Source organism: Janthinobacterium aestuarii (genome assembly GCF_051380835.1).
Lineage (GTDB): Bacteria > Pseudomonadota > Gammaproteobacteria > Burkholderiales > Burkholderiaceae_D > Janthinobacterium > Janthinobacterium aestuarii.
The window spans coordinates 296,413-311,556 of the sequence record NZ_JBNYXU010000007.1 but is presented as its reverse complement, the minus strand read 5'-3'; the positions used below and the strand labels follow the sequence as shown (position 1 = coordinate 311,556).

Annotated in this window: 17 protein-coding genes; 4 read left to right on the top strand and 13 right to left on the bottom strand. The window is 63.5% G+C overall.

What is annotated here, in order from left to right:
* Nucleotides 1-65 precede the first annotated feature (65 nt).
* Nucleotides 66-1,319 (bottom strand): NADP-dependent isocitrate dehydrogenase, encoded by a 1,254-nt coding sequence (gene icd / locus ACQ4WO_RS19975; protein ID WP_070303844.1) that lies wholly within the window; start codon nt 1,317-1,319, stop codon nt 66-68.
* A 283-nt stretch (nt 1,320-1,602) separates the two neighbouring features.
* Here icd and ACQ4WO_RS19970 point away from each other — a divergent pair, with 283 nt between their 5' ends.
* From ACQ4WO_RS19970 to ACQ4WO_RS19960, 3 genes are all read left to right on the top strand, one after another.
* Nucleotides 1,603-2,166, top strand: coding sequence for a pseudouridine synthase (locus ACQ4WO_RS19970; RefSeq protein ID WP_436482933.1), 564 nt, complete (start codon nt 1,603-1,605; stop codon nt 2,164-2,166).
* 109 nt (nt 2,167-2,275) lie between these two features.
* On the top strand, nt 2,276-2,554 hold the full coding sequence (locus tag ACQ4WO_RS19965; RefSeq protein WP_436482932.1) for a hypothetical protein: 279 nt from the start codon (nt 2,276-2,278) through the stop codon (nt 2,552-2,554).
* 132 nt (nt 2,555-2,686) lie between these two features.
* Entirely contained in the window at nt 2,687-3,130 is a 444-nt protein-coding gene (locus ACQ4WO_RS19960) for a DUF192 domain-containing protein (RefSeq protein WP_436482931.1), read from the top strand.
* A 168-nt stretch (nt 3,131-3,298) separates the two neighbouring features.
* On the opposite strand, the gene rpsT is transcribed toward ACQ4WO_RS19960, so the two are convergent.
* On the bottom strand, nt 3,299-3,565 hold the full coding sequence (gene rpsT / locus ACQ4WO_RS19955; RefSeq protein ID WP_010395935.1) for a 30S ribosomal protein S20: 267 nt from the start codon (nt 3,563-3,565) through the stop codon (nt 3,299-3,301).
* Nucleotides 3,566-3,862: 297 nt separating this feature from the next.
* On the opposite strand from rpsT, the gene murJ reads away from it, so the two are divergent.
* A complete protein-coding gene (gene murJ, locus ACQ4WO_RS19950; RefSeq protein WP_436482930.1) occupies nt 3,863-5,410 on the top strand; it encodes a murein biosynthesis integral membrane protein MurJ in 1,548 nt (515 codons plus the stop codon).
* Between the two features lie 95 nt (nt 5,411-5,505).
* Here murJ and ACQ4WO_RS19945 read toward each other — a convergent pair whose 3' ends face one another.
* The 11 genes from ACQ4WO_RS19945 to ACQ4WO_RS19895 all read right to left on the bottom strand — a co-directional run bounded on the left by ACQ4WO_RS19945 (nt 5,506) and on the right by ACQ4WO_RS19895 (nt 15,135).
* On the bottom strand, nt 5,506-5,985 hold the full coding sequence (locus ACQ4WO_RS19945; protein WP_230515353.1) for an FxDxF family PEP-CTERM protein: 480 nt from the start codon (nt 5,983-5,985) through the stop codon (nt 5,506-5,508).
* 240 nt (nt 5,986-6,225) lie between these two features.
* On the bottom strand, nt 6,226-6,876 hold the full coding sequence (locus ACQ4WO_RS19940; RefSeq protein ID WP_436482929.1) for a type II secretion system protein: 651 nt from the start codon (nt 6,874-6,876) through the stop codon (nt 6,226-6,228).
* 5 nt (nt 6,877-6,881) lie between these two features.
* Nucleotides 6,882-7,274, bottom strand: a complete 393-nt coding sequence (locus ACQ4WO_RS19935) for a type II secretion system protein (RefSeq protein ID WP_436482928.1) — start codon at nt 7,272-7,274, stop codon at nt 6,882-6,884.
* Nucleotides 7,275-7,277: 3 nt separating this feature from the next.
* Nucleotides 7,278-7,769, bottom strand: coding sequence for a type II secretion system protein (locus ACQ4WO_RS19930; RefSeq protein ID WP_436482927.1), 492 nt, complete (start codon nt 7,767-7,769; stop codon nt 7,278-7,280).
* Nucleotides 7,766-9,793 (bottom strand): secretin GspD/PilQ domain-containing protein, encoded by a 2,028-nt coding sequence (locus tag ACQ4WO_RS19925; RefSeq protein ID WP_436482957.1) that lies wholly within the window; start codon nt 9,791-9,793, stop codon nt 7,766-7,768. The genes ACQ4WO_RS19930 and ACQ4WO_RS19925 overlap by 4 nt, the downstream gene beginning before the upstream one ends.
* Nucleotides 9,793-10,314, bottom strand: coding sequence for a hypothetical protein (locus tag ACQ4WO_RS19920; protein ID WP_436482926.1), 522 nt, complete (start codon nt 10,312-10,314; stop codon nt 9,793-9,795). The genes ACQ4WO_RS19925 and ACQ4WO_RS19920 overlap by 1 nt, the downstream gene beginning before the upstream one ends.
* Nucleotides 10,311-10,886 (bottom strand): hypothetical protein, encoded by a 576-nt coding sequence (locus ACQ4WO_RS19915; RefSeq protein WP_436482925.1) that lies wholly within the window; start codon nt 10,884-10,886, stop codon nt 10,311-10,313. The genes ACQ4WO_RS19920 and ACQ4WO_RS19915 overlap by 4 nt, the downstream gene beginning before the upstream one ends.
* Entirely contained in the window at nt 10,883-11,431 is a 549-nt protein-coding gene (locus tag ACQ4WO_RS19910) for a hypothetical protein (protein WP_436482924.1), read from the bottom strand. Before ACQ4WO_RS19910 ends, ACQ4WO_RS19915 begins: the two co-directional genes overlap by 4 nt.
* On the bottom strand, nt 11,428-12,246 hold the full coding sequence (locus tag ACQ4WO_RS19905) for a hypothetical protein (protein WP_436482923.1): 819 nt from the start codon (nt 12,244-12,246) through the stop codon (nt 11,428-11,430). Before ACQ4WO_RS19905 ends, ACQ4WO_RS19910 begins: the two co-directional genes overlap by 4 nt.
* Nucleotides 12,239-13,933 carry a GspE/PulE family protein gene (locus ACQ4WO_RS19900; protein WP_436482922.1) on the bottom strand — a complete coding sequence of 565 codons (1,695 nt, stop codon included), beginning with the start codon at nt 13,931-13,933 and terminating at the stop codon, nt 12,239-12,241. Before ACQ4WO_RS19900 ends, ACQ4WO_RS19905 begins: the two co-directional genes overlap by 8 nt.
* A complete protein-coding gene (locus tag ACQ4WO_RS19895; protein ID WP_436482921.1) occupies nt 13,930-15,135 on the bottom strand; it encodes a type II secretion system F family protein in 1,206 nt (401 codons plus the stop codon). The genes ACQ4WO_RS19900 and ACQ4WO_RS19895 overlap by 4 nt, the downstream gene beginning before the upstream one ends.
* Nucleotides 15,136-15,144 lie beyond the last annotated feature (9 nt).

Below are 15,144 nucleotides of genomic sequence, written 5' to 3'. Positions count from 1 at the left end.
AAACCCCGTTTCCTTGAAGCGGGGTTTTTTTTCGCCTGCAGGGTGCGCGGCACCCTGCCCTCCAGTTACATGTGCTCGATCATCACGTCGCCGAATCCGGAGCACGACACTTGCGTCGCGCCTTCCATCAGGCGGGCGAAATCGTAGGTGACGCGCTTCGAGGCGATCGACTTTTGCATCGAGGAAATGATCAGGTCGGCCGCTTCCAGCCAGCCCATATGGCGCAGCATCATTTCCGCCGACAAAATCAGCGAACCGGGATTCACGTAATCCTTGCCCGCGTACTTCGGCGCCGTGCCGTGCGTCGCTTCGAACATGGCGACGGAGTCGGACAGGTTGGCGCCCGGCGCGATGCCGATGCCGCCCACTTGTGCCGCCAGCGCGTCGGAAATGTAATCGCCGTTCAGATTCAGGGTGGCGATGACGCTGTATTCGGCCGGACGCAGCAAAATCTGTTGCAGGAACGCGTCAGCGATGGAATCCTTGACGATGATGTCCCGGCCCGTCTTCGGATTCTTGAACTTGCACCATGGACCGCCATCGATCAGCTCGGCGCCGAATTCCTTTTGCGCCAGCGCATACGCCCAGTCGCGGAAGCCGCCTTCCGTGTACTTCATGATGTTACCTTTGTGCACGATCGTCACGGATGGCTTGTCATTGTCGATCGCGTACTGGATGGCCTTGCGCACGAGGCGCTCCGTGCCTTCGATGGAGACGGGCTTGATGCCCAGGCCCGACGTGGCCGGGAAGCGGATCTTCGTCACGCCCATTTCATTGACGAGGAAATCCATCAATTTCTTGGCTTCGGGCGAGCCTTGCTGGTATTCGATGCCGGCATAGATATCTTCCGAGTTTTCGCGGAAAATCACCATGTCCGTCTTTTCCGGCTCTTTCACGGGCGATGGCACGCCCGTGAAGTAGCGCACGGGGCGCAGGCAGACGTACAGATCGAGCTGCTGGCGCAAGGCCACGTTCAGCGAGCGGATGCCGCCGCCGACGGGCGTCGTCAACGGGCCCTTGATGGAAACCACGTAATCTTTGAGTACTTCCAGTGTTTCTTCCGGCAGCCACACATCGGGGCCGTACACATTCGTCGATTTTTCGCCTGCGTAGATTTCCATCCAGCTGATCTTGCGTGCGCCGCCGTAGGCCTTGGCCACGGCAGCGTCGATCACCTTGATCATGACCGGGCTGATATCGATGCCCGTGCCATCGCCTTCAATGAAGGGAACGATGGGATTATCTGGTACATTCAGCGAAAAATCGGCGTTGACGGTGATTTTTTGGCCGTCAGCAGGTACAGTGATATGTTGATACATCGTGATCTCCGAAGTGGGACACACCGCTGGCGGGCAACACAGGCCGGCGACGCGCTCTGCGGGTGCAGAGTTTACAAAAACAAGTCCGAACAGGGCGGCAACAACGCACTTTAGCAGGGAAAGAACACCCGGGCCATCCGCATCGCCAAAGAAGCGCATCGTCATAGTCTTCTATAAGACATAAGACTAACATTTCACATTATGCACCAGTATCTTACAGGGCGCCACGCTTTTGCGGCGCCGACCAGCAGCCACCATCGTTTACATCAATTCCCCTACCAGCATGCCACTCATCCTCTTCAATAAACCTTTCCAGGTCCTGTGCCAGTTTTCGCCGCAGGAGGGCCGCGCCACCCTGGCCGACCATCTCACCATCCCCGGCATCTACCCGGCCGGCCGGCTCGACGCCGACAGCGAAGGCTTGCTGCTGCTGACGGACGACGGCCGCCTGCAGCACGAAATCAGCCACCCGGACCGCAAGGAAGCGAAAACCTACCTGGTGCAAGTCGACGGCGTGCCCGATGCGGCCAGCCTGGCGCGCCTGCAGGCGCCGCTGGACCTGGGCGACTTCATCACCAAGCAGTGCAAGGCCGTGCGCATCGCCGAGCCGGACTGGCTGTGGCCGCGCAATCCACCGATCCGCGCACGTGCCGACAAGCCGACCTCGTGGCTGGCGATCACCTTGAAAGAAGGAAAAAACCGCCAAGTGCGGCGCATGACGGCGGCCGTCGGCCTGCCCACCCTGCGCCTGGTACGCAGCGCCATCGGCCCGTTCTCGCTGGCCAGCCATCCATTGATGCCCGGCGAATGGTGCGAAGTGCCGGCCGAGAACATTGGCAAGGCCTAAGCAGCACAAGAAAGAACGGCGGCGGTACCAAATTTTCCAATAAGCACTATTTATTTTTAGATAATGCATTAAAATCATCCGACCTTAACATGACGGAAAAGGAAAGATGATGAAAAAAGTAATACTAACCCTGGCCGCTTCCCTGCTTGCCAGCGCCGCACTGGCCCAGTCGGGCGCCCAGGTGCATGCCTCCGCCGCGACCGATGCCGTCAAGCCGCCACCCGCATCGGCAGCCAGCCACGCCTCGGCCGCCACCGACGCCAGCAAGCCCGTGCCGCCGGCGTCCGCCTCCGTCAACGCATCGGCCGCAACCGATGCGCCGCGCCTGATTCCCCAGGCGCGCAAGACGAAGCAGCCGGCCGCTGAAGCAGGCAAGCCCGTGAAATAAGCGCGGTTCCCGGGGTTACGACGGCGAGAATGTTGCTGTAACCCCACGCTTTCGATGCGGCCGGGCAGCATGCTTGACCAGGCGGCCGCCAGCATGGCTTAATCGCCGCTTCGATCGCCACCGCCCCGCCCCATGAAAAATTGCCTGCGCCGTCTCAGTCTGTCCATCACCCTGTTGTCCTGCGCCAGCATGGCCCAGGCGCAAACAAAGAGCTTGCAACTGTCGGCCGGCATGCATTTGATCCAGGCGGAAGTGGCCGCCACGGAAGCGCAGCGCGAACAGGGCTTGATGTACCGTGAAAAGATGGCGGCCAATGCGGGCATGCTGTTTGTCTTTGGCAACCCATCGACGCAATGCATGTGGATGAAAAACACGCCGCTGCCCCTGTCGGTGGCCTTTATCGATGCCAGCGGCAAGATCGTCAACATCGAAGACATGCAGCCGCACACGCTCGACAGCCATTGCTCCACGAAGACCGTGCCCGTGCGCTATGCGCTGGAAATGCATCTGGGCTGGTTCAAGCAAAGGAACATCAAGCCAGGCATGAGCATCGGCAACTTGCCGGCGGCGCGCTAGGCCGTCGCGGCGGGCCGCTGGCGAACGCGGCCATAAAAACCTGTACAAAAAACGGCAAAAAAACGCGAAAAAACCCGCCAGAACGAATCTGCGGGTTTTTGCTTTTCAACCAGTGCCAGCGTACCGGCACAGGCAAGGCCACCGTGGTGGCTTGCCTGCTGGCGAATATTAAGCGGACAGTGCTTTCAAAGCAGCTGCCAGACGGCTCTTATGGCGAGCTGCCTTGTTTTTGTGGATGATCTTCTTGTCAGCGATACGGTCGATGGTCGACACGGATGCTTGGAAGATTGCAGCAGCAGCTGCCTTGTCGCCGCCCTGGATCGCTTTGCGAGCAGCTTTGATAGCCGTGCGCAAGGTCGAACGTTGGGACGAATTGTGTGCGTTTTGCTTAACTGCTTGACGAGCGCGTTTGCGCGCTTGTGCGGTATTTGCCATGGAATTTCCTAAAACAGGGTCAAAGTGCGTTTGCAAACATTAGTGTTTGCCAACCGGTGCGTTCTGTGCGTCTGCCGAACCATGTGTGCCAAACCAGTGCCTGTCAAACATTAGTGTCTGCGTAACAGAATTCTGTACAGCCTTCGATTATAGCGATATTTTCAAGCGGGAGCAAATCAAAAAACCGTGTGTCACGCCAAAAACACGTGAAAATGGGGCTGGCAAGGGCGAATCGGCGGCAATTGTTACCATATTTTAACCGTTTAACGGTACCGCGCCCGGCTATAATCTGCCCCCATGAACTTGCTTAAAACCCTCGCCGCCATCTCCAGCATGACCATGCTGTCCCGTGTAACCGGATTATTGCGCGAAAGCCTGTTCGCGCGCGCCTTTGGCGCCGGCGCCTACACGGACGCCTTCATTGTTGCCTTCCGCATCCCCAACCTGTTGCGCCGCTTGTTTGCCGAGGGGGCGTTCTCGCAAGCCTTCGTGCCGATCTTGTCTGAATACAAGAACCAGCACGGCCAGGAAGCGAGCAAGCAGCTGGCCGACCACGTGGCCACCACGCTCGTCTGGGCCACCCTGCTCGTTTCCGCCATCGGCATCATCGGCGCGCCCTGGTTCGTGTATGTGATCGCCACGGGCCTGACCAAGGATGCGGGCGCTTTTGACGCGGCCGTGTGGATGACGCGCTTGATGTTCCCTTATATTACTTGCATGTCCTTCGTGGCCCTGGCCGGCGGCATCTTGAATACCTGGCGCGAATTCAAGATTCCCGCGTTCACGCCCGTGCTGCTGAACCTGTCTTTCATCGCCGCCTCGCTATTCCTCGCGTCCTATCTAAAACAGCCGATCTACGCCATGGCGATTGCCGTGTTCGCCGGCGGCCTGCTGCAGGTGGCGATCCAGATTCCCGCGCTGATCAAGATCGGCATGCTGCCGCGCCTGTCGATCAATCCCGCCATCGGCCTGTCCGACGGCGGCGTGCGCCGCGTGCTAAAGAAGATGGGACCGGCCGTGTTCGCCGTCTCGGCGGCGCAGATCAGCCTGATGATCAATACGAGCATCGCGTCGCGCCTTGCCGAGGGCAGCATTTCCTGGCTGTCGTATGCGGACCGCCTGATGGAGTTCCCCACCGCCATGCTGGGTGTGGCCCTGGGCACCATCTTGCTGCCCAGCCTGTCGAAGGCGAACGTGGATGGCGACAAGACGGAATACTCGGCCCTGCTGGACTGGGGCTTGCGCCTGACCTTTTTGCTGGCCCTGCCCGCCGCCGTCGGCATGGCGACCCTGGCCACGCCGCTGATCGCCACCCTCTTCCACTACGGCAAGTTCACGGCCGAATCCGTGACCATGTCGACGCAGCCGCTCGTGGCCTACAGCCTGGGCTTGATCGGCATCATCCTCGTCAAGACCCTGGCGCCCGCCTTCTATGCGCGCCAGGACATCCGTACGCCCGTGAAAATCGCCATCGGCGTGCTGATCGCCACGCAGCTGATGAATCTGCTGTTCGTGCCGTATATCGCCGTGGCCGGCCTGGCCCTGTCGATCGGCCTGGGCGCCTGCCTGAACGCCAGCTTCCTGTACTGGGGCTTGCGCAAGCGCGGCATCTACCAGCCGAAACCGGGCTGGGCCAAGTTCTTCCTGCGCCTGCTGCCCGCACTCATCGTGATGGGCGGCGTGGCGTATGCGGGTGCCGTGCGCATCGACTGGATTGCCATGCAAGCCCATCCGCTGCTGCGGGCCGGCGCGCTGGCCCTGGTGGTGGCCCTGTGCGGCGTGGCGTACTTTGCCACTCTCTTTATAGTTGGCTTCCGCTTCCGCGATTTCAAGCGCCACGCGTGACAAGCTGCGCAGGACGTTGTTGCCTGCGTCTTGCCGAACTGACGCAAGACGAAAAAAAACCCGCCGAAGCGGGTTTTTTTCATTACAACGAAAGCTTAGGCAGCTTTTTTGGCGCGGCGACGGGTCATGAAGCCCAGCAGACCCAAGCCACCCAGCAGCATGCCATAGGTTGCTGGTTCTGGCACTGCGGACACCGTGTAAGTGCCGGTGTAGTTGGCGCCAGCCAAGGCGGTGCCGAACAGTTGCAGTTTGAATGGACCAACACCACTGTATTCCACGCCGAAGAACTTCAGGCCGCCAGCCGAGAAGGCTTCGCCCAACTGGTTGTTCAGATTCGACGTGAGCGCATTGAACGTCAGCTTCTGGCCGGTAATCGACAAGCCGATGTTGTACGTGCCAGCACCGAGGCCGCTCAGGATGATCTCATCCAGGCCACCGGACAAAATGCCATCGCCAACAACGGCGTTGAAGGTGTGAACATTGCCGTCAGGGGTGATATCCAGGATCTGATCGCCTGCCGATGCGCTGAACGATGCTGCTGCCATGATGCCTGCAGCGATAAATTTCAATTTCATAGTTTATCCCTTAAAAAGTAATTTATGGCTGCAATGCGCAGGCCACCAATAATTTGAGTACCGGAAGTACTGAACAGAATGGTAGCATAATTGCATTGAATTACTTATAAATATTTTATCGAAGTTTCATCCGAGATAACTATTTTCGAAATGAACTATTTGCCGTTATCGACGAATTTCCGCACAAAAATAGTTACCGACGCATACATTTATTTTTGTCACGTTTTAAGGTAAAAACGCCTATTCGGCAGTGTTTTCAGCGGAATTTTGCGATTCAGGCTGCTCAATTGGCTCTGATGGCGGTTGGTCTTGCGGTGGAGTAACAGGGCGAGAAAACAACGGTGACACCGGCAAGGCGGGCGCGGTGCCGGTCTCATCACTTGCCGGCACAGCTGCCGGTCCTGCGGACGGCACGGATGACACCCGGGCATCGACCATGAAGCGCCATTCCGAGAAATGCGCCTTGCCTTCGAAGCCGGCGAACCTGGCCTCGAAATTGCCGACCTTTAATGGCGCCGCCTGCGACAGGCTGTGCACGCCAATGATGCCATTGCTTCCCGGCTGGTACAGCAAGCCCCACTCGGCGCGGCCCGTGATGGGATCGACAAACAGCTTGCGCAAATGCCGGCGCAGCTGGGGCGTACGGGGATCGCGCAGCAAGGCGGCCAGGCTGGGCGGCTGTTGCGGCTGGCCCGGCGGCGTGGCGGCCGCATAGCTGTAGAGGGCATCTGAAAACTGCGCGCCAATGTCGAGCAATTCCTGCTCGGCCGCCTGGCGCTGCAGCAAGGAACCCATCTTCAGGCCGGCCGCTCCCACGAGGCCCAGGATGGCCACGAGGATAATCAGGCCCAGGTAAGTAAAACCGCGCTGGCGGCGCGCAGGACGGTGCATGACCGCTACCAGTCGGCAAACGGCGTACCGCTGCGGTCCTTGCCGGGCGCACCGCTTTTCACGTCATACACCTGGCCCGGCGTATCGTCGGGCGGCGGCACGATGAGCCAGCTGCTGTCGCTGTCCGTGATGGGATCGATGGGCATGGCGCGCAGGTATTTCTTTTCCACCAGTTGCTCCAGCGAATCGGGATAACGGCCCGTATCGCCGTGGAACTGGTCGATGGTCGTGCGCAGATTGCGCAGGTTGTCCGCCAGCACGGTTTCCTTCGCCCTGTCGAGGCTGGGAAAGTAGCGGGGCACGGCCAGGGTCAGCAGCAGCGCCACGATGCCTAGCACCACCAGCAATTCGATCAGGGTAAAGCCGCGTGTGCGGACTCGGGTGTTTTCAGCGGCCATGGTTCACCATAGACGGTAAGGCACGTTGTTCAAGCCCATCTTGCCGGACGTGGAATACACATCATAGACATCGTCCCCCTCGCGCGGTTCGGCCGCTTCGCTGGCGTAGCTGCGCTTGCCCCACGTTTGCGCATCACTAAGGCCAGCATCCCCATTGAACGGGTCGCGCGGCAAGCGGCGCAAAAAGAACATCTTGCTGCGCTTCGGGTTGCGCTGGTCCGCCACGCCCTCGACCAGCAGCTCCAGACTTTTCGGATAACCGCTGGCGTCTGTCGCGCGCACAATGCGCCCCTCGTCGCCAGCACGCTTATACGCATCGATCCCCTGGCGGATCTCGCGCAGCGCGCGCCGCAATTCCTGCTCCTGGCGCCGCTGCACCGTCACTTGCGTGACGGGGATCACCAGGGTGGCCAGCACGCCCAGGATGGCCAGGGTCACCAGCAGCTCGATCAGGGTAAAACCGCCCTGCCCCCTCTGCGCATGCGCCAGTCTCATTTGGCAGGGGGCGGCGGCGGGCTCACCGGTACCGGCTGGCTCGACGACAGCGGCAAGGGCGCCGCCTGCAGCGGTACGGGCTGGCCCGACGATATCGGCAAGGGAGAGGCGGCCGGCTCGGGCGACGGCGCCACTTCCGGCGCGGGCACCGTCTGCGGCAGCGGCGCCGGCAAAGCGCCCGGTGTCATCATCGGCTGAGCCGGCGCCGGCTGCATGCCGACGGCCGACGGGCCGGAACGCACGATCACCGTGCCCGGCATCTGCGTGGGCGCCTTGGCCGCCATGTCGGGACGGCGGCGGAAGCTGCCTTCCGTACCGGCCGAGAATTCCGACTCTTTCGCTTCCGGACGCTGCACCGTGCGCACCAGGTGCGGCGTGATCGACAGCACGATTTCCGTCTTCTGGCTGTCATCCTTGCTGCTGCCGAACAGCCGCCCCAGCACAGGGATGTCGCCCAGGCCCGGCACCTTGTTGCCAGAGCTGCGCTCTTCATTGTTGAGCAGGCCCGCCAGCACCTGGTTTTCGCCATCCTTCAGTTGCAGCATGGTCGACGCCTGGCGCGTGCCGATCTGGTACAGGGTCGAGCCGCTGCGGGTGGTGGTGGCCGCGCCCAGGTTGCTCACTTCGAGCGAGATGCGGATGCCCACCTCGTTGTTCAAATAGATGGTCGGCTCGGCGTTCACCGTCAGGCCCACGTCCAGGTAGCTGATCGACTCGGAAGCGAAGCCGCCCGTGCCCGGCGAAATCGTGGTGGTCACCACGGGCACCCTGTCGCCGATGACGAACTTCGCCTTTTCCCGGTTGCGCACGCGGATGCGCGGGTTGGCCAGGATGTTCGCGTCGCCGTCCGTCTTGTTGGCGTTGGCCGTCACGGACAGGTCGCTCACGCCGATGGTGCGCTGGTTCAGCTTGTTCAGGTCGCTGATGGTCAGGCCGATTCCGCCCGAGGTGGAAAGCGGCGTCAGGGTCAGGCTTGATGGCCAGGCCACGCCCAGCTCCATCAAGCGGCTGCGCTTGACTTCGAGGATTTCCAGTTCCAGCACCACTTCCGCCTCGGGCACGTCCTGCAGCGCGATCAGGCGCTCGGCCAGGCGGATCGCCTCGGGCGTGTCGCGCACGATGACGAGGTTGAGCTTTTCATCGGCCACCACGTCGCGCGTCTTCAAAATGGTCTTGAGCGTGTTGGCCACCTGCTTCGCGTCCGCGTTCGCCAGGAAGAAAGTCTTGACCAGCACTTCCTGGTACTCCTTCAATTTTGCCGCCACGTTCGGGTAGATCAAGATCGTGTTCGCATCCATCACCTGCTGCTCCAGCTGGTTCGTCACCAGCAGGAAGTAGACGGCCGATTCCACCGTGCTGTTTTTCAGGAAGATCGAGGTTTTCGCGTCCGCCTTGACGTCCTTGTCGAAGACGAAATTGAGGCCGGAGCGGCGCGCAATCAGCTCGAACACCTGTTTTAACGGCGCGTCGCGAAACTCGATCGTGATCGGCTGCTTGTACGACCTGGCCAGGCCCGATTCGACCACGGGCGGCGCCGTTTTGTCGTCGACCTCGCGCAGCAGCGTGCGTGCGCCCGCATGGTTCGGCTGCTCGGTCAGGATGGCGTTCAGGCGCTGGCGCGCGGGGTCGTAGCGCTTGGCGTCGATATCTTTCTGCGCTTCGGCCAGCAGCTTGCCCTGGCGCTGCTCGCGTTCGAGCGCGCGCAAGCCGCTGTTGGCCCGCTCGTTCTGCGCATCGATTTCCAGCACGCTCATGAAGGAGGCTCGCGCCAGCTCGCCCTGCCCCGCCTGCGCCTGGCGCTCGGCCTGCTGCAAGCGGCTACCGGTCGCCCGCTCGCGCGCCTGCAGATAGGCGCTGCGGTATTGCGCATTGCCGGGGTCTTGCCGCAGCGCTTCCTGCAGCTTTTGCAGGCCGGCCGGCACCTGGTCTTGCGCGATCAGCTCGCGCCCGTCGCGGTAGGCTTGCTGCCCTGCGCAGCCGGACAGCAACAAGAGCAACAGCGCCGATGAAAAGGAACGAGACATCACTCGGAAACTCCAATGTTGAGCTGCTGAACCTGGTTCAACGGCAGATAAGTGAGCGTCATGACGGGCGGCGCGATCGTCACGACCTTGTAGGCGCCATCGATGACGGTATTGGCGCGCACGATATACGTCTTGTCGGCGCGCGACAGAAACACTTCCCAGGCGCCGTCGGCGGCCGCCTTGCCCAAGTAGACGAAGGGTAGCGGCGGCGCCATTGGGGGCGGAGGCGGCGGCGCGGCCGTCACCGCCATTTTCGGCGGCGGCGGATTCCAGTTCTGGCTCTGGAAGACAGCACCGGCGCCGCCAAAGGTGTCGCCATCCTCGCCCGCCACTTCGCTGCGCGGCAGCAGGGCCAGGATGGCCGGCTGCGCGGCTGGCGCCTTGGCGGTGGCGTGGCGCGCGGGCGCGACGGCCCGCTCCACCGCCTCGGCCACGTCGGCCACGGGCTGGCGCTCGCCGAACAGCAGCAAGGCGCCCGCGCCCAGCACGCCGGCCAGCATCAGATAATGGCGCGGGGTCATGGCGCCACTCCCGCATCGCCAGGCATATCGGTCAGATAAAACGTCATGCGCAAGCGCGCTTCGAGATCCGTATCGGCGATCTGCTCGCGGCGAAAACTCAGTTCGTCGAGCGAGGCGAAAGGGACGGCGCGCAGCGCTTGCAGCGCGAACTGCGACACGGCCGCATAACTACCCTTCAGCGGCAAGGTCACCTGGTAGGTGGCGACCCGGCTGGCCTTGTCGTAGCCGCTCTTGTATTCGCCCTGCGCCAGCAGCAAGCCGTTTTTCGCGGCCAGGTCGAACAGCTGCTTGACCTGCTGCTCCGCGTGGCGCTGCTGTCCCAGCACGGCATAAAAGCGCGCCAGGTTTTCGCTGGCCGTCGCCGGCGCCGCCGCAGCGGCCACCACGGCCAGCGCTGGCTGCGGCAAGGGCCGTGCTTCCAGCTGCGCCGCCACGGCGCGCTGCTGCCAGGCCCAGACCCAGGCGGCCATGCCCAGCGCGAGCAAAGCCAGTGCCAGGCAGGCGGGCGCACCCAAACGGCGCAGCAGCAGTTGCGCGCGCAGGCGCAAGCTATTGATGTCGATGGCCATCATGGCGCACCCCAGCGCGCTTCGAGCTGGAAGCGCAACGGTTTGTTCGGATCAAGCGCATTGATTTCATGGCGCAGCAGCTGCACGCGCGTGCCGAACAACTCCTGCCGCTTCAATTGCGCGATGTAGGCCACCATGGCGTCGCTGCTGCCCGTTTCGGCCGTGATCTTCAGCACGCGCTTGCGCGCGTCCGGCTCCAGCGCCAGCAGCGCGACTGCGGGCGGCGTGGCGCTGGCCAGCGCATCTTGCAAGTCGCGCCACGGCAGGTTCAATTGCAGGATGGCCGCATTCACGGCCGCCGCCTGCGCGGGCGCGATCGGCGTGGACACCACCGGCGCCGGTCCCTGCGTGGCGGCCAGCACGCGCTGCTGCGCGCGCTGTAACTGCTCCTCGCGCAGTTGCTGGCGCTGCAGCGCGGCGCTGCCGCTGTACGCCGCCGTGACGGCCAGCGCCACGCCCAGCGCGCCGATGCACCACGCCCACGCGGGCACGCGGTGCAGGCTGCGGCGCCAGTTTGGTGGCGCGAAATCGATATTGAGGCGCGTCATGCCACGCCTCCGCTATGCGCCAACCGGGCGGCCGGCGACAAGCCGTTTTCGCCATCCGGCGCGGAAAAAACCTGGCAGTGGAACTCTTTCGCCGGCATCAGCCATGCGGGCGGCGGCGCGCCGCACAGCTGCAGCAGCGCCGGTGCGGATACACCTTGCAGCAGCGCCTCGCGCGCCAAGGTCTGCGCCAGCCAGTCCCTGCCAGCGCCAGGCGGCACGGGCAGCGCGCGCACGGCGCGCAGGCGGCCTTCGTGCCGCACGCCCAGGGTCAGGGCGCTCTCCTGCAATTGGCCAAACCAGGCGCCCGGTTTCAAGGCGCCGTGCCAGCGGTTCCAGTGGCGCGCGAATTGCGGCGTAATGAAAATCAGGGCCAGCTTGCGTGTTTCGGCCACGCGCGTCAGCTGCGCCAGCAAGGCACGGGGCACGGCGCAGAAAAACGGCGCGCGCGCATCCCAGGCACTGCTGCTGTGCCACAGGCCCGGTGCATCGCCATACAGCGACTGGAAGCGCAGCGCGGCGGCCGCCTCGATATCGGCCAGGCGCGCGGCGCCCTGCGGCATGTCCACTTGCCACAGGCGCGCCAGTCCATCGTCGAGCACCACGGACAAGGGCCAGCCCGCGTATTCGCCAGCCGGCAGTATCTGTTCCAGCGCCTGGCCCAGGGCGGCAAAGTCGCCATGCGGCGCGTCGTCCGGCGCATGCGCGGCTTCACCGAGCGGCGTCCACGCGGGCGCGCGCCAGCGGTTGCTGCGCCACAGGCTTACCTTGCCCGCCGCTACGCCCAGGCGCAATCCTTGTCCAAGACCTCTACGCATGCAGGGTGACCCTCTTGATTTCCGTGATGGTGGTGGCGCCCCGCTTGACCAGTTCCAGCGCCGCCAGGCGCAGGCTGCGCGTGCCGTTCGCATACGCGGCCGCCTTGATCTGGCGGATCGGTTTTTTATCGACGATCAGTTCGCGGATTTCATCGGTCAGCACAAGGATTTCGGCGATCGAACGGCGCCCCTTGTAGCCCGTGCCGCGGCAGTCGCCGCAACCCTTGCCCTGCTTGAATTGATAGTCGGCCACGTCGGCGCGCGCCAGGCCCACGCTGGCCAGCTCGGCATCGTCGGGCGTGTACTCCGTGGCGCAATGGGGGCAGTTGGTGCGGATCAGGCGCTGCGCCCAGATGCCGTTCAGGGCCGAGACGAACGCATACGGGTCGATGCCCATATGCGTAAAACGGCCGAACACGTCGAACACATTATTCGCATGCACGGTGGTCAGCACCAAATGGCCCGTGAGGGCCGATTGCACGGCGATTTCCGCCGTCTCGCGGTCGCGGATCTCGCCCACCATAATCTTGTCGGGGTCGTGGCGCAGGATGGAGCGCAAGCCCTTGGCAAAGGTCAGCCCCTTCTTTTCATTGACGGGAATTTGCAGAATGCCGGGCAGCTGGTATTCGACGGGGTCTTCAATGGTGATGATCTTTTCGCGCCCGTTGTGGATTTCCGTCAGTGCCGCGTACAGGGTCGTCGTCTTGCCCGAACCCGTGGGACCGGTGACGAGCAGCATGCCGTAGGCTTCCTGCGCCAGCGCGCGCAGGGCGACCAGCGATGGCGAGTCAAAGCCCAGCGCTTCGAGAGTCAGGGCGCCATACGCTTCGATCATGGCGCGCTTGTCGAGGATACGGATGACGGCGTCCTCGCCATGGATGCTGGGCATGATGGAGACGCGCAGATCGATTTCGCGCCCGCCCGACTCGACGCGAAAGCTGCCGTCCTGCGGCACGCGGCGCTCGGCGATATCGAGTTCGGCCAGCACTTTCAGGCGCGAGATGATGTGTTCCGCCACTTCGATGCCGTTGACGGATGTGGCGTGATCGAGCACGCCGTCGACGCGGTATTTGACGGCCAGGCCGCCGGCCGTACTTTCCAGGTGGATGTCCGAGGCGCCCGCCTTCAGCGCGTCATACAGGGTCGAATTGACCAGCTTGACGGCGGGGCTGGCCGCTTCCGACACGCTGGCGAACGACAGCACGGCGGCCGTCTTGCCGTCGCGCCGCGCGTCGGTGGCGGCGCCGGGCAGCAGGCTGTCGACGGCGCGCGCCGATTCTTCCTGTTTCGACAAGTAGGCGCCGATGTCGGCCTGCAGCGCCAGGCGCACGTCCAAGACGCCCTGCCCGGCGCGCGCATTCAGCCAGGTTTGCAGGTCGAGGTCGAACGGGTCGGCGATCACGCCCACCAGCTGGCCGCCGGCGGCGCGCAGCAGCACGCTGTGGCGCGCCAGCGCCTGCGACAGGGGCAGCACATCGAAGGCGGGAGACAAGGCCAGCATGTCGGCCGTTTCCAGCACGTCCAGGCCGAACGGGCGCGCCAGTTCGCGCACCACGGCGCGCGCCTCGATGCCACTCAGCTCCTGCAATTCCTCGACCAGGCTGCGCTTCGATTGCCGGCTCAGGATGCGCGCGCGCTGCAGCAGCGCGGGGTCGATGGCGGCGGGAACGGAAGAAATCTGGTTCATGAAATATCGCCGGCAAGGTCAAAAATGGGCATGTACAGCAGGATCACGATGGCGCCCACGACGAGGCCGATGGCGGCCATCAGCAAAGGTTCGAAGGTGCGCGTAAAACGGTCGATCCAGCGGCTGATTTCGCCGTCATAAAAGGCGGCCGACTGCGTCAGCATGGGGCCCATGTCGCCCGTGCGCTCGCCCACGCGCAGCATGCGCAGGGAAATCGGCGTCGTCAATTGATGCTGCTCAAATGCGGACGACAGCGGCTGGCCCGCCTCGATGGCGCCGCGCGCCTGTTGCAAGGACGCCTGCATGCCAGGCGAGACCATCGCCTGCACGGTGGCGATCGCCTGCACGATGGTGATGCCGCCCTCGGCCAGCATGCCCAGAGTCAGGTACAGGCGCGACAGTTCATAGATGCGCACGCGCTCGCCGATGCCGGGCAGTTTCGCCAGCAGGCGCGCCACGCCGCCGTTGCGCAGCACGCGCCGCACGGCCGTGAAAACGATGCTGCCGGCCAGCGCCAGGCCCAGCAACAGCAGCAGGCCATGTTCGGTGACGAACTGGCCCCAGCTGAGCATCACTTGCGACATCCACGGCAGGTTGCGGCCCGCGCCCTGGTAAACCTCGGCGAAACGGGGCACCACATAGCTGATCAGGAAGGCGCTGACGCCGCCGCCCACGGCCAGCAGGATGGCGGGATAGATGGCGGCGCTGACGATTTTGGACCGCACCGCATCGATGCGCTGCTGGTAGTCGATGTAGCGCGAGAGCGCGCGCGGCAAGTCGCTCGTGCCCTCGGCCGCCTTGACGATGCCGATGTACAAGGGAGGGAACAGTTCCGCCTGCTCCGCCAGCACGGCGGAAAAGCGTTTACCTTCGCGCAAGCCTTCGAGCAGACGCGTGAGAACGCTGCGCGTGGCCGGCGACGCTTCCTTTTCCAGCAAGGCTTCCAGCGCTTCGACGATGCCCAGTCCCGCTTGCAGCAGCGCCAGCAATTCCTGGCTGAACAGCAGCAAGGGCAAGGCCCGCGCGCGCTGGCGCCCGGCGGCACTGAACGGCGTGGCCCGCACGGGGCGGATGGCACTGACAAACAGGCCGCGCGCCTCGGCCTGGCGGCGCGCGTCGGCTTCGTCGCGGCCGTCGATCACGCACGTCTGCAAGGTAGTTACGGCCTGGTCCGTGGAAAGCGCGCGTACTTCGAACTGCATGATGGCTTG